The sequence below is a fragment of the Streptomyces sp. NPDC033845 genome (assembly GCF_055576225.1).
In genome coordinates this window covers 66,334-80,617 of the sequence record NZ_JBVIRI010000025.1, presented here as the reverse complement: position 1 = coordinate 80,617, position 14,284 = coordinate 66,334, and the positions used below count along the sequence as shown (strand labels likewise).

Here is a 14,284-nt window from a genome sequence, read left to right as displayed (position 1 = left end):
CCTTCAATACCGGCCCCACACCCTCAACGGCTTCATAGCCGGCACCGGCCTCACCCTCGACCAACCGACATCACCCTGAAGAGCCGAAGTCAGTAGATACGCACTATAACGAGTGTGGTGGTCGGCACTTGCCGATCGCAGGGTGCGTACGGGGTCTCAGCTGGGCATGTACAGGCTAGACGCCATCTCCCCGATAGTGGAGTTGGCCTGGATGACGTCGTTGACCTTCTTGATCGGGACGTTGTTCAGGAAAATTGCGAACGGTACGAGCTTCCCGTCCGGGGCGTCGACGTAGCCGGCCAGGGCCTTGGTCTGCATGACCAGGGCGTTGCTGGATCCGTCGATCAGTGTTCCGGTTTTGGCGTGGATGTGCCCTACGGCCGGGTCGGTCGCCGGAACGACGTTCTTCAGGGAGCCGTCCACGCCGATGACGGGCATCGAGCCGAAGAAGATCTGAAACTCCGGGAGGCCTTGTGCGTATCGCAAGTATTGGACCATGGCGTCCGGCGTCACCCTGTTTCCGGGCAGGCCCTGGCCGTCGGTCAGGGTGATGGCGCCCGGGCCGATCCCGGCTCGTTCGACAAAAGCCCGCTCGACTGCCATGCCGTCCTCGTAGGTCCGTTTCCCTGCGGTGAGGGCCATGAGCGGCGGCAGGAGGTTCGCGCCGAGATTGTGGCTGACCTTGTTGATGAGCTTCGCGTACTCCGAGAACGGCGGCGAAGTGTACTTCGCAACCTGAGGGAGCTTGGCGACGTCTGCCGCAGCCGGCAACTGCTCGGCCGGGTTCGGCCCCGTGGGGGCGGCGCCGACGGACACACCCTGCCGGGCGAGCGCCTCAACCAGCAGGGTGCGTGCGAACGCCGCAGGATTCGGTACCTGGTAGGTCGCGATGAACGGAGAGGGCTGGATCCCGGCAGGCACCCGGCCGGAGACCTCGATGCGCCCGGGCGCGGGGGAGGAGACCGTGACATCGGGTGCGGAGCCCGCAGGCCCGGTGGCCAGGTGGCCGGTCACTTGGAACGCAGCAGTCTTGGGGCGCCAGTCGAGGCTGGCCGCGGTACCGGGGGCCTTGGGCGTAACCATCAGGTCGATCAGGTTGTCGTTGACCACGGTGGGGGTGATCGGCACGTCATCGATCGTGACGGGGTCCCACAGGCGCTCGTCGACCACGACGTTGCCGTTCACATGGCGGATCCCGCTGTGGGCCACCTGCTTGGCCAGCTGGTCCAGGCCCGTGAGGGGGTCCTCGGGGGTGAGCGTCGCCGCTCCTGGGATGGCGTTGGCGTCGAAGTGGTCGAAGTTGGTGAAGTCCACCGTTCCGTCGGGCTTGGTGCGGCCCCCCAGCGTCAGGTCGCCGCTGCCCACCATGATCAGATCGCCGGTCAGGGTCCCTGTGGCGTCGACAGTCCGGTGTGCACGACGGGGGTGGTGAACCGGTGGTCAGGGCCGAGTGTGTGTAGGGCCGCCGTGACAGAGAAGATCTTCGCCACCGATCCGGTGAGGAACTGGTCGTGCGGGTTCACCTGGTCCAAGACCCTTCCAGTGGGGTCGGCGGCGAGTACTCCCCAACGTCCCGAAGACCATGCCGGCAGTGCCATGGCCTTCTGCATGACGGCGTTGACTGTCGCGGACCCGTAGTTCAGCCCAGACGGAGTGGCCGGCGTTCCTCCGCCCTTCGGGCCACCATCCGTGCACCCGGCCAAGGCCAGCACCACCAGCGCTGCCACAACGCGCACCCGCCCAGCCGCGCCTGCGCTATGGCGCAAACCAGTCCAGGTCGAGAATACCTGGATAATCCGCCACCCCATCATGTTGGGCTCCTTTCCGAGGCTACGGCCACCAGGATCGCAGCCGCCTGGCAACAAGTCCGGACGGGACGCAGCTGTGCACCAAGAGCTGCGCCTCGATGGCCCACGGCCAGCGCCTCCACCGACGCCACTGCGACAAATTCGATCATGTGATCGAAGGCGCATCGCCCCGGCGCGAGTCCTCGATCAACACGCACCGTTACGGAAGAATCGACACTGTGTGTAACTGTATGTGACCGATAGTCATCAAGTGGCAGGTTTCGCGCGTAACTCCTCCGCCCTCCTCTCCGACCCGCGGCGGGCGCAGCCCATCAGGACAACGACCCCGACCTCCCGAGGAGCCACCATGGACGCGAACACCACGCCGAAGCTCCGCTGCAGATGGTGTCCCTTGTCGTGGTGTAGCCGATCAAGGTGAGGGAGTGCGCCGGGGGCGCGTGCTGGCATATCTTCCGCTCCCTGCCAGAGGACGGGCCACCGTGCAACTCTCCGTAGTGAAGGGGCAGTTCAACGCGGGAGGTGCAGGGTGGCCCTGTCACAGCATGACCTACTCCGGTTGCTGGAGTCACTACGTTCGGGGGACGGGCTGGAACTCGTTCGGGGTGTGGCCGAGCGGATGCTCCAGGAGCTGATCGAGGCCGAGGCCACCGCGAGGATCGGCGCGGAATGGAACGAGCACACCGAGACGCGCACCGCGCTTCGCAACGGCCACCGCGACAAGACGCTGACCACCCAGGTCGGCGACCTGGACCTCGCGATCCCCAAACTGCGGTCGGGGAGCTTCTTCCCCGCGCTTCTGGAACGGCGCCGCCGCATCGACCAGGCCTTATACGCGGTGATCATGGAGGCTTACGTCCACGGCGTGTCCAGCCGGTCGGTCGACGACCTGGTCAAGGTCCTCGGCGCGGACACCGGTATCTCCAAGAGCGAGGTCTCGCGGATCTGCCATGACTGGACGGCCAGCTGACCGCGTTCCGCAGCCGGCCCCTGGACCACGTCCGCTTCCCATACCTGTATCTGGATGCGACCTACTGCAAGGCGAGGGTCGAGCACCAGACCGTCTCCCGGGCCGTGGTCATCGCCACCGGCATCACCGAGGAGGGCGGCCGGGAAGTGCTGGGAGTGATGGTCGGCGACAGCGAGACGGCCCTGTTCTCCCGAAGCAACGGCAAAGTGACAAGTAGCTCTCTGTAGTCAGAGTGACGCTCGGTCGGGGCGAGCGAGGCGGGGTTCAGGGAGTTCGCTGGCCTGGAGGGTGGCGAAGTCGGCGTGGGCGTACTCAATGGCTTCGGGGTATGCCTCGTGCTTGGCGTACTCGGCGAGCGCCCGGTAGATGCTGGCCGACGAGGGGCTCTGCCCCTTGCGCTTGCCGGTGGGGATGATCAGGTCGGGCTGGATCTGCTCGACGGACTCGCCGTTCGCCCGCCGCCTGAGCACGGTGTGGAGCATGTCGTCGGTGATGACCGGCGGCCGGCCGCCGTGCTTGCCCTTGCGCGCTGCGGTGTCGAGCCCCTCCAACGTGGATTCACGGATGTTCTCCCGCTCGGTCTCCGCCATAGCCGCGAAGAACGCGAACAGCAGATTCCCCGGGCCGGTGGGGTCGTAGATGCCGGGCAGGGGTCCGGCGAGCATCTCCAGGATGAGGCCGTGGGCGGTGAGGTGGTGGGCGAGCGCAGTGAGTTCGGCAGCGTCGCGGCCGAGGCGCTTCATCTCGTACACGGTGAAGATGACCCGGCAGTGCGGGGCGTGTGCCTTGACCTCCCGGGCGGTCCGCAGTGCTTCCTCGAACTTGGGCCGTACGCGGACGCGGGTGCTGATCTTCTCGCTGAAGATCTTGTCCCTCGGGATGCCGTGCTTGGCGAGCGCGTCGAGCTGGGAGTCGAGTTCCTGCCCGAGGGTCGAGCAGCGGGCGTACCCAATGCGGATGTCCGCGCTCGGCAGGTCCGGGTCGATCGGCGCCGGCGGCGGGGTGCCCGGCCGCCACGGCTGGCCCGGCCCGCGATCCGCCGGTGTCGGCACCCGCAGTGCCTTCTTCAGCCGGGGCACCATGGTGAAGCGGCGGGTGTGGTAGGCGGAGGCGACCGAGCCGCCGCGCGAGCGGCACGGCGAGCCGGGCTGCGCGACACACTTCAGACAGGCGTGCTGTTCGACGTCGTCGCCATCCGACCGGTCGGATGGCGAGGGCTGCTGAGGGTCCGTCATGGGACCGGATTTTCGCACAATGCAAGTCTCAGAAGGAGGTCCGTCCCACTTTCGAGTGAGAACGGGTTCTGAGAATCGATCGGGGTTCGGCGGGGGTTCGGTGGCCGGTCGTTGATCTTGATCGCGCAAAGGACCGTTTGTGAGAGTCTGCTTCGAGGTGGTGTCTCGGTTCAGAGTTGCCGGAGGTTGTCGTGCAGTCTGCGGGCGGCTTGTGCCATAAGAATGTCGGCGCCTGGCTGACTGCTTGCCGGGACAAGTGATTCCGTGAGCACGGTGATGGCGAAGGCATGTCCGTCGGAGTGCTCGACGACTCCGATTTCATGGCGGAGGTTGAGGAGGGTGCCTGTCTTGGAGGACCAGCGGCTGGCGTCTGAGCTGAAGTCTGGGGCAAGCCGGTGGCGGAGCAGGTTGTGGGCCATGAGGTCCCGCACCCGTGCAGCGGCTTCGGGATGGATCGCCGATGGGGTCCACAGTGCTTGGAGCAGGTTGGTCCAGGCGCGTGCGCTACCGGTGTTGGCGCGGGTGGTGTCGAGCTGGTGCACCTGGTGGCCGCGGCCACTGGTGCCCGCTTCAATGGCGAGGGTGTGGGCGAGGTGCGCCTGGTCAGGAGTGAAGCGTTCTGTGGGGGTCTGGGTTAGTTCGCGCATGCCGTGCCGGATGGTGATGCCGTCCAGTCCCAGTTCATGCAGGATCTGGGCCACCTGGGCAGGTGGGGTGAGGTCGAAGAGTGCGTCGGCGGCGGTTCCGTCGCTCACGCTGGTGCTGAGGTAGAGCAGGTCGTCGATGGCGATCCGGGCGGGGTGGCGGAACCGGGTCAGTCCGGTGGGGCCTCGAGTGGTGATGCGTCCGGGCTGGACGTCGATTGCCGTTGCTCCGTCGAGCTCTCCGCGTTGAATGCGCTCCGCCGTTGCCAGGGCGAGCGGAATCTTCACCAAGGAGGCGGAGGGCAGCTGGGTGTCGGGCTCGATGCCCAGCTCCACTCCGCTGTAGAGGTCGCGGACCAGCAGGCAGCCGTGCAAGCCGCCTTCGATGAGTTGTTGGCGGATGTCGTGCATCAGCGCTTCGCTACTCATACGGCTGCCACTGTGTGCAGGGTGGCGGTCCTGGCAGCCGGGCCAAGGCAGCGGCTGATCGCGCTGCCCAGGCGTTCTTGGATATGTTGCGCATTGACGTCCATGGCGGCTGCGAGGCTGTATCCACGGCTGAGTGTGATCTCACCGATGGGCCTCCAGTCGAGGCCGAGCTCGTCGGCCTGCGCGGCGGAGCACAGCAGCAGATCGGACGTGCGGAACACTTCGGCTATGGCGTTCGTCAGGTCGGCGGCGACGGCGAGCTGCGCCGGGCGTAGCCCGAGTGCGTCGCGCAGCCGTGTGAGCGGATCGCGGATGTGCGGCACGTCGTCCTCGGGCTGGATCCAGACCTTGCGGACCGGATCCGGACAGGCCCGCCCGGACCGAAGAGTTTCCAGATAGACGCGCCTGACCCCGGCTGCCGCGGTGCCCGCGAGACCGAGAGGAACGGGCCACGTGGCTTCGTCCGCGGGCACCGCGATCAGGGCCGCGCGTACCTGCTGCGAGCGAAGAAGGTCCATGCGCTGCGCCGGCGTACCGGTCTGAAGATCAAGGATCATCGCATGGTCCTGAGCGTCGGCGATCAGGCGGGCGAGAGAGCCCGTGGAGCAGGTGCCGGGGACGGCGAGTCGCCATGGCTTGTGCTTGGCTGTTTCTGCCTCGTGTAGCAGTGCGTCGGCTGCCTGCACGAGCCGCCTCGCCGCCGGGAGCATGTCCCGTCCGAAGGAGCTGAGGGCAGCACGGCGCGATGTCCGCTCGAACAGGCGCTCGCCGAAAAGCTCCTCCAGGGCGGCGATGCGCCGGCTCGCGACCGGCTGTGACATGCGTGCTGCGGCTGCTCCTGTGGTGAAGCTGCCACGCTCCATCACGCTGACAAACGCCCGACATGCTCCCACCAGGTCCATACCGGCCATTCTATGTGGAAACGGCATGGAACTCGCTGCATGCGTATTGGACCGTATGGAACACGGAGGAAGAACATGAGCCGGTACCCGAGCGGTGTCTCTTCTCAGCACCCTTTGACGGCTTATCTGGAGGTCCGACCATGCAGCCCACTCGTGCCCGGCGCGCCGCTCTCGGAGGGCTCGCTGTACTCGTCGCCCTTCCGCTTGCCGCATGCGGCCATGACAGCACCCAGGCGTCACCGGCCCCGATCGCCGCAACGACGCTGGCGGATCCCGCTGCGAAGCAGGCCGTCGGCGACTTCAGGGAGCTGGAGCGCAAGTACGGTGCGCGGCTTGGGGTCTACGCGGTCAACACGGGCGATGGGCGGGAAGTGGCCTTCAACGCTGATGAGCGATTCGCGTACGCCTCGACCTTCAAGGCGTTCGCGGCCGCCGCGGTCCTGCGCAAGTACTCGTTGAGAGGCATGGGCAAGGTGGTCAAGTACTCCCGGAGCGATCTGATCGACCACTCCCCGATCACCGAGAAGCATGTCGATACCGGCATGGCCCTGCGTGATCTGTGTGACGCGGCCGTCCGCTACAGCGACAACACCGCCGCCAACCTCCTGTTCGACGCACTGGGCGGACCGAAGGGCCTGGCCGGCGCCCTCGCCGAGACAGGTGACACCACCACCAAGGTGGAACGCCGCGAGCCGGAGCTGAACCAGTGGTCTCCCGGTGCCACCCAGGACACCACCACGCCCCGCGCATGGGCGGCAGACCTGCGGGCATTTGTTCTCGGGGACGCCCTGGGCAAGGACGAACGCGAACAGTTCACACAATGGCTGCGGACCAACACAACCGGAGACGAACTCATCAGGGCCGGAGTACCCAAGGGATGGGACGTCGGGGACAAGACCGGCGGAGGCGGTGTCTACGCTGTCCGAAACGACATCGCCGTGGTGTGGCCCCCGGGCGCCACACCCATCGTCATGGCGATCATGTCCAACCGCGGCACCAAAGACGCCGACTACGACAACAAGCTGATTGCCGAAGCGGCATCCGTGGTCACCAAGGCCCTGTCCTAGCGGGACAACTGAACAGCACGCAGACACTCCCCAGAACACCTCTCAACGAAGCTGGCGTTCTCGCCCGGCGCCAGGGGTACGCGTCTTCAGGATGCTGCCCCGGCTGCTCGGCCTGCCGGCGATGGGGCGTTTTCCGCCTCAGGCGGGGTTCGCGGGCCGGGCGTCTTGGCTGCCGCTACGGGGGCAAGGGCGAGGTGGGAGTTCATGTCCAGCTCGAACCGGCCATAGGGGTTCACGTGGGTCCAGAACAGCGGGGACAGGGCCCGCCGGTCGGCGTCGGTGAGCCGCTTCTGCCACTTCTCCTCGCTCAGGATGTCCTGGAGCAGCAGGGTGTTGACGTGCACCAACGCCGACTGGAGCAGGTGCAGGGCGAGCATGGAGACCTCCTGGGATTCTTTGTCGGAGCCGGTCAGGTCGCCGTCCTTGCCGTAGAACAGGTCGTGGTTGGCGGAGTTCCAGTTCTCCACGACCTGGAGTCCGTCGTTGATCTCGCGCCGCAGGTCCGCGTCGGCGAGGTAGTCGCAGATGAACGCCGTACGCACCGCCCGCCCGAGTTCCTCGATCGCCCGGTACGTCGAATGCTTGGGCCCGCCGCGGGTGAAGCGCCGCAGGACCTGCTCGGCCTCGGCGGTGCCCAGACGGAGGGCGGTGGTGTACTTCACGATCTGGTCGTACTGCTGGCGGATCAGGTCCCAGTCGATTGTCTTGGTCGACAGCACCGGCGCCAGGTGCGGCCACTTCTCGTCCTGACCGGCCGCCGGCCGGTACAGGCGTGCCGAGCCGACGTTTTTCAGCCTGGGGAGCAGGTTGAAGCCGAGCATGTGGGCGAAGGCGAACCCGACGATGGAGGCGCCGTGCGTGTCGGTGTACTGCCGGTCGATCTCCACGTCCGTGCAGTGCCGCAGCACGCCCTCGATCATCGCCGCGACCTCGGAGGCCGAGCAGGACTTGAGCTGGCTGTAGACGCACAGCGACTTCTTCTCGACGTGCCAGTAGATCATCACGCCGGGCCCGCGGTACCGCTGGTGCCACTCGGTCATGAAGTTCGAGCTCCAGGAGCCGAACTTCTTGGAATCGCTCGCGCAGGCAGTGCCCTCGCCCCACCACGCCTGATCGCGGGCGGCGAAGGTGGCGTTGACCAGCCGCACCAGCGCCGCGCGCATGTTGGTCCGGTTGACGAACAGGTGCCGTACCCGGCGCAGGACGGCCTCGCTCTCGCCATGCTTTCCGGTGACCGCGACGCGCTTGATGCCCATGTTCGTCCCGAGCGCGAACAGCACCAGCAGCAGCCGGCGCCGCAGCACCGCCTTCGGGACCACCTCCCTGGTGGCGACCGAGGTGAACTCGCCGGTGAAGCCGGTGGCGAACTCGGCCTCCTTGAGGATGTCGATCAGGTCGATGGTGCCCCAGCGGCGTTCGATCTCAGCCTTCAGGACGACGAGGTTCTCCGGCTCCTCTTGCTTGCCCAGCGGCGAGACCTTGATCCATGGCTCACAGTGTCTCTTGACGATGTCCACCCCGCCCGTAGTGCCCAGCTCCAGCGCCGTGTCGAAGCGGGTCAGGGCCTCCCGCAGCCGCTTCTGAAGGGCATCGATGAACTTCTCCGGGTCCTGCGACTGGCGGATCGCGTCGTAGTGCACATCACGGTTGTCCTCGAAGTCCGGCGGCAGATCGTCCTCCTGGTTCTGCCACCGGTTCGCGCCCGGCACCCAGATCTCGCGGCGCAGCGCGTCCCGCAGCGCCACGAGCACGCACAGCTCGTACGGGATGCGCTCGACCCGGCCGCGCTCGTCCACGACCGCCTTGCGCCACTCCTCGCGCACCACCTCGGCCAGCGGGATCTTCTCCGCCTCGTCGAAGAACGCCCCCTCCTTCGCGATGGGCTGGTCCAGGTACCGCTTGAGCAGGTCGATCGCGTCCATCACCGGCCGGTAGGCCGTGTTGTTGCACTTCAGATCCAGGGCGCGCAGCAGCGGCGAGAGCATCCGCCGCCAGTGGTTGGAGTACGACGAGCGCAGCACCGTACGCACCCGGGCCCGGTAGCGTGCCTCGTTCGCCGCGGCCTCCGCCGCCAGCGCCTTCAGCGTGGACTCCCCAGCCACCGGATAGATCACCTTGCGGACCGTGCCGCCCGGCTCCGCGACCGCCGCCTTCGCCAGCCGCAGCAGGATGCCCTCCTTGCCGCGGACTCGCTTGAGCTCCTTGGTGAACTCGCCCTCGACCTTCTTCTCCGCCCGCGTGTTGATCTTCTGCACGAGCTGGATGAACAGCTCCACCAGCGAGTCGGTGATCTCCGTCTCCCGTACGTGGCACAGCGTCGACAGCAGTGTGTACCGCACCGGCCCGGCCGCCGCCCGCAGGTCCGAGGGATACTCCTTGGCCGCCCGCGCCCGCCAGGCCGCCACCAGCTTCCCCAACACGTCCCCGAACAGCTCCGGCGGGAGCTGAAGCCCGCGCACCCGCTGGAGCTTGTTCACCTCCGCCAGCAGGCTGTCCAGCCCCAGCGCGCCCGGGTCCGCCTTCAGCTCGGTGAAGAATGTGCCCCCACCGCCCGCGCTGTCCGTGTCCGCGTCCTCGGCGATCAGGTCGTCCAGCCGGGACCGGGTCGCCGCCGACAGCCGGCCCATGGTGGCCGCGCAGAACCGTTCCTCGAAGGTGCTGACCGCCTTGCCCACCAGCCGGGCGATCTGTCCCGGGGCCGGCGGCTCCAGCCGGTCCTTGCGGCAGCAGGCCACCACCGCCTCCGCCAGCCGGTCCCGGTTCAGCTCCACCCCGCACAGCTCGACCGCCAGCCACTCGGCGAGCTGGGTCTGGTCCTCCTCGGTGCACTCACGGAAGCCGAACGCGCCCCGGATCTCCATCCGGTGCCTCTTGATCGCCCGCCCCGACCAGTCGTACCTGGCCCACTCCTCCGTGGGCACCCTCACCTGCTGAGCGACGTACGACACCGCCGGCACCGGGATCTCCCCGGCGTCCTCCGGGAACCGGGCCTCCACCTCGAAGAACTTCAGCAACAGGGCGAACCCCAACCGGTTCGCCCCCGACTTGTTCCGCAGCCGCCCCTGGTCCTCCTCCAGCAACGTCCAGACCTCGATCAGGTCCTCCGGCTCCCACCCCTGCCGCACCCCGCGCTCTTCCGGTCGTCATGACCGGACCAACCTCGCCGAGCACCGCCCTCGATGACCCCAGAAGATCAAAAACGCTGACAAGCACACCCCAAATTCGCAACCGAGTGGCACCGGAGACGCTGTAGGAGACGTGGAACTTCCTGCCGATCAGCGTGGCCACCCTTGATGCCGTCCACACCTGGCCTGCCACCCAGCCGTGCGCGGCCGGCCCTTCCTCCAGGAACCCCGCGAGCTTCTGAAGGCAGTACGGCGACAGCCGGCATCTCGATCCGCTCGGGCCACGCGAGGTCAGAGCAGTGACTCCGCCGTCCCGCCACAGCTGGTGCCACTGGTAGGCCGATTTCCGGCTCACCCGGAGTTGACGGGCGACTTCCACCGGCTTGATCTGCTGCTCGAACAGCTCAGCCGCCTGCATCCGCACGGTCTCACGGCGCTGACGTCCCACCGCGGTCAGCCCGCCCCCATCCGCATATCTCACACACCATGGGATACAGCCACTGAGCCAAGCCCCTCAGCCACTTCGCAACGAATCACCCTGACGAGCTGAGGTCAGTAATGTCCCGGCCCGAAGTCACCGGAGCGCCAGCCCGGCACAGGTCAGGTAGCGGCGCCCGTGCCGTGGTACGACGCGTTCTGACGACCTGGGACCAGAGCACGGCCAGTTTTATGCTCCTTGGGGTGCCCGATGGCGAGCAGCGTGGCGATCCCGCATACGCAGTATGAGGTTCCCAGCCATGCCAGGAGGCGGGGGTAGTCGTCGCCGGGGGCCAGCGCGTTCTGAGCGGTCGCGAGGTGCGGCACCAGGTTCGTGCCTGCTGCGAGTGTCCACGCGGCCAGTGCGAGACGCGCGGCGAGGTGAGTGCGGTTCATGGGCGCGGCGAGCCACATGAGGGCCGGGATGCACCACACCCAGTGGTGGCTCCAGGAGATCGGTAGCAGCATCAGCCCGGTCAGTTGGACGACCAGCAGGATACCGAGGCGATCCGAACGCCGGGAGGCACGGTAGCCCGCGAACACCGCTGTGCCAAGGACTAGCATCGCGCACGCGCACCACAGCAGGCCCAAACCCGTCTCCTGGCCGGTCAGCCGGGCAAGCACTCCTCGCAGCGACTGGTTGCGCACAGACATCACTGACCCGACCCGGCCCGTGTCCCACAGCAGCCCCAGCCAGAAGCGGGCCGATTCCTGCGGTGCCACCAACCACCCGATTGCAAGGGTCATTCCGAAGGCGCCCAGGGACCACAGAGCCGCCTTTCTGCGGCCGGCGACAAGCAGGTACACGCTGGTGACCGCAGGAGTGAGTTTCATGCCTGCGGCGATTCCGACACCACCACCGGCAAGTACCGGCCTTCCCGCTGGCAGGGCCGCCGCCGACAGGGCGATGGCTGCAAGGACAAGGTTCACCTGCCCGAGGTCGAGGGTGTGGTGGACCGGCTCGCACCACAGCAGCACGGCCGCCCACAGCATCAGGCGACGGTGCTCCAGCCGGGCACCGTCCAGCAGCACAGCGCTCCTGTCCACGATCACTAACAGGGCGAACACGCTCACCGTCTGCACCACGACCACGGCTACAGGCCACGGCAGCCAGGACAACGGCAGCAGCACAAGGGCAGCGAACGGCGGATAGGTGAACACGAGCCCGTGCGGACCCGACCGGACCTCGTACAGATGCCCGGACAGCAGGCCCGGGGCGGCCTCGTAGTACACCCGGATATCCGTGGGCGCCGGCATCGACAGCAACATCAACAGCACATGAGCCGCGAGCGACGCCGCCAGTACCCACACCGCATGCCGCCGAGCCCAGCCGAGCCACGACGCGCCGGGCAACCTAGTCACATCAAGCCCTCCGCCACCATGATCAGCAACCGGGGCCTCGGCCGCTCGCGGAGACCTCCGCGACACCACGCCGCGGCACACGGCACAGGCTGAGGCCATCCGTCATAGAACCCGTATTGATGCTGAATTAAACTGAACGGACTGCACGAGTACTAAAGGGGTGTAACGGATCTGAGGGGACGAGCAATCAGCTCGATTCAACCGGGCCCGCCTCAATTGGATCACGCGACGACCTCGGGGCCCGCTGCGACAGGCCAGGAAGGACTACGGAACTTTCGGGTAGCCGGAAGCTGGACCGCGCCATGTGCTGTTACGGGCGCAGGTCATTCGTTCCCTGCGGTGGATCGCTCTGCTTTGTTCCGCTGGCCCCTGGGGCCCGGCACAGAGGCCGAGGTGAGGTTGAGGCGGGCATCCATATCGAGGTTGACCTCCCCGTACGGGCGGACGTGGGACCAGAAAAGCGGTGTCAGGCCGCGCCGCCGAGACACCACCGAAGCCGTCATCGGCGCCATCACCGGCACCCTGACCCACCCCGACATGCTCATCCTCGGCCGCCACGACACGACCGGCCGCCTCCGCATGATCGGCCGGACCACACCGCTACGCCCCGAGCAGTCCCGCATGGTCGCCGAACACCTCACCGCGGCCGGCCCCGGGCACCCCTGGGATGGGGTCCGTTTCGCCGCTGCCTGGGGAAGCAGGGACAGCCTGGAGGCGGTGCTGGCCGACCCGGTGCTCGTCGCGGAGGTCAGCGCCGACCGGGCCGTCGACCGCATGGGAGTCTTCCGGCACCCGGTCCGCCTGCGCCGGCTGCGTCTGGACATGGAGGCGTCCGAAGTTCCGGCCTTCGGGAGCGGCCCGGCATCAGCCTCCGGGTGATCCGGAGAGACGAGGGGGTCGCGCGGGCCGGGGCGCGTCTGGGATGCGGCCGCCGGGCAGGTGCCGTCAGCTGGAGAGAGACGAGTCTCCACCTGGAGGTGAAGGACGTGCGTGGCGCGTCCCGTGTGAGCTCGGGAATCTGTCGTTCGGGCTGGTCCACCAGCTTCAGCGCGGTACCTCCGATCCGGGCCCAGTCGTAGTGGCGCGGGCCCGGGTCGTACGTGCTGCCGGCTTGCTGCCGCTCTCGCGAGGCCCCGGGGTTCGGTCTTCGCGGTGCGCAGCCGCAGGTTGTGGGGAGTGATGGTGTCGGTTCAGGCGGGTTCGATCAGTGTGGTGCCGAGTTCGGTGCGCTGGTAGAGGACTTCGCGTCCGCAGCGTTGGGAGGTCACCAGGCGGGATCGGCGGAGCACAGCAAGGTGGTGGCTGGCTGTGGGCGGGGTCATGCCGACGAGTTGTGCCAGGCTCGTCGTGGACAGGGGCATGTCCAGGCGGGCGAGGATCCGGGCCCGGGTGCGGCCGACCAGGTCTTCTACGGGGGTGCCGTCGGTGTCGGGTGCTGAGGTCCACACTTCGGCGATGCCGCGGGTGGGGTAGCCGATGGCGGGGCGGGAGGCTTCGCTGTACAGGACGCTGAGTTTGGGCCAGCCGAAGACGTTGGGGACGAGGAGTAGTCCCTGATGGGTGGTGGGGCGTAGATAGTTCACCGGCTTGCGCACGCGGATGCTCTCTCCCTGGTAGTTGAGGTCCGGGTGGAGGCCGTTGAACAGGGCGGCGAGCCCTCCGGTGGTCAGGCAGTGGGCGCGGTGGGCGATGTCGCTGTCGAGCAGGGACCGTAGCCGGGGCCAGACCGGGAGGACCGCTGCTTGCCAGTAGGCGTCAAGTTGCTCGACGAGCCGCGGCAGGTGGAGGCCGGGGTTCTCGTACATCGGCTGGAGGGCGAGGGGCACGGGGCCCACTCCGCGCAGCTCGTCGATGCCGGCTCGGACATTCGCGTCCGTAGCGGCCCGTATGGTGCCCAGCTCTTCTTCGAACGTGGGTGCCGCGCAGGTGGGCGGGGGGCACAGGAAGTCGGGCAGAACGTGCGGTACGGCGGTCACGGCGAGTAGGAGATCCAGATCGAGGGTGCGAATGCGGCCGAGCATCGCGTCCAGCCAGGGCCGGTGCAGGGCCCGACGGCTCGGGTCGTGCAGGACGGCCAGGCTGTGCACCGCTTCTTCCATGGGGGACCGGGCGAACCTGATGAGGGACAGGTCGGTTGTGCTCAGTCGCAATTCGATCACGGCGGCAGATTAGAACACGGTCTCATCGTGGAGCCAGACCCCGTGGTCGAGCAGTCTTTTCCTCGTCGCCACCGGGCGGCGGCCTCGGATGAGAGGTGCACGCTTCGCA

The 14,284-nt window shown here is 67.5% G+C and carries 10 protein-coding genes and 3 pseudogenes; 4 read left to right on the top strand and 9 right to left on the bottom strand.

Annotated elements, in window-relative coordinates; translation table 11 throughout:
* Positions 1–79 (top strand): annotated as a pseudogene (locus ACZ50K_RS33230) (transposase); the annotation flags it as partial.
* A gap of 77 nt (positions 80–156) precedes the next feature.
* On the opposite strand, the gene dacB reads toward ACZ50K_RS33230, so the two are convergent.
* Positions 157–1,386, bottom strand: coding sequence for a D-alanyl-D-alanine carboxypeptidase/D-alanyl-D-alanine endopeptidase (gene dacB / locus ACZ50K_RS33225; RefSeq protein WP_468910151.1), 1,230 nt, complete (start codon positions 1,384–1,386; stop codon positions 157–159).
* Positions 1,383–1,598, bottom strand: a complete 216-nt coding sequence (locus tag ACZ50K_RS33220; protein ID WP_468910149.1) for a D-alanyl-D-alanine carboxypeptidase — start codon at positions 1,596–1,598, stop codon at positions 1,383–1,385. The genes dacB and ACZ50K_RS33220 overlap by 4 nt, the downstream gene beginning before the upstream one ends.
* Positions 1,599–2,334: 736 nt before the next feature.
* Between ACZ50K_RS33220 and ACZ50K_RS33215 the strand changes: the two are divergent.
* Positions 2,335–2,969, top strand: a pseudogene (locus ACZ50K_RS33215) (IS256 family transposase); the annotation flags it as partial.
* 33 nt (positions 2,970–3,002) lie between these two features.
* On the opposite strand, the gene ACZ50K_RS33210 reads toward ACZ50K_RS33215, so the two are convergent.
* The 3 genes from ACZ50K_RS33210 to ACZ50K_RS33200 all read right to left on the bottom strand — a co-directional run bounded on the left by ACZ50K_RS33210 (position 3,003) and on the right by ACZ50K_RS33200 (position 5,985).
* Positions 3,003–4,010 (bottom strand): recombinase family protein, encoded by a 1,008-nt coding sequence (locus ACZ50K_RS33210; RefSeq protein ID WP_468910144.1) that lies wholly within the window; start codon positions 4,008–4,010, stop codon positions 3,003–3,005.
* 170 nt (positions 4,011–4,180) lie between these two features.
* Positions 4,181–5,083 (bottom strand): serine hydrolase, encoded by a 903-nt coding sequence (locus ACZ50K_RS33205; protein WP_468910141.1) that lies wholly within the window; start codon positions 5,081–5,083, stop codon positions 4,181–4,183.
* Entirely contained in the window at positions 5,080–5,985 is a 906-nt protein-coding gene (locus ACZ50K_RS33200) for a LysR family transcriptional regulator (RefSeq protein ID WP_468910139.1), read from the bottom strand. The genes ACZ50K_RS33205 and ACZ50K_RS33200 overlap by 4 nt, the downstream gene beginning before the upstream one ends.
* Positions 5,986–6,125: 140 nt before the next feature.
* On the opposite strand from ACZ50K_RS33200, the gene bla reads away from it, so the two are divergent.
* A complete protein-coding gene (gene bla, locus ACZ50K_RS33195) occupies positions 6,126–7,052 on the top strand; it encodes a class A beta-lactamase (RefSeq protein ID WP_468910136.1) in 927 nt (308 codons plus the stop codon).
* Positions 7,053–7,138: 86 nt separating this feature from the next.
* On the opposite strand, the gene ACZ50K_RS33190 is transcribed toward bla, so the two are convergent.
* The 3 genes and pseudogenes from ACZ50K_RS33190 to ACZ50K_RS33180 all read right to left on the bottom strand — a co-directional run bounded on the left by ACZ50K_RS33190 (position 7,139) and on the right by ACZ50K_RS33180 (position 12,016).
* Entirely contained in the window at positions 7,139–10,177 is a 3,039-nt protein-coding gene (locus tag ACZ50K_RS33190; RefSeq protein ID WP_468910134.1) for a Tn3 family transposase, read from the bottom strand.
* 100 nt (positions 10,178–10,277) lie between these two features.
* Positions 10,278–10,658: pseudogene (locus ACZ50K_RS33185) on the bottom strand (helix-turn-helix domain-containing protein); the annotation flags it as partial.
* A 119-nt stretch (positions 10,659–10,777) separates the two neighbouring features.
* Positions 10,778–12,016: a glycosyltransferase 87 family protein gene (locus tag ACZ50K_RS33180; protein WP_468910132.1), complete on the bottom strand. Its 1,239-nt coding sequence runs from the start codon at positions 12,014–12,016 to the stop codon at positions 10,778–10,780.
* 423 nt (positions 12,017–12,439) lie between these two features.
* Between ACZ50K_RS33180 and ACZ50K_RS33175 the strand changes: the two genes are divergently transcribed.
* The gene (locus tag ACZ50K_RS33175) at positions 12,440–12,895 is read left to right on the top strand and encodes a hypothetical protein (protein ID WP_468910129.1); all 456 of its coding nucleotides are present in this window, start codon (positions 12,440–12,442) and stop codon (positions 12,893–12,895) included.
* A 311-nt stretch (positions 12,896–13,206) separates the two neighbouring features.
* On the opposite strand, the gene ACZ50K_RS33170 is transcribed toward ACZ50K_RS33175, so the two are convergent.
* Entirely contained in the window at positions 13,207–14,175 is a 969-nt protein-coding gene (locus ACZ50K_RS33170) for an ArsR/SmtB family transcription factor (protein WP_468910126.1), read from the bottom strand.
* Positions 14,176–14,284: the final 109 nt, after the last annotated feature.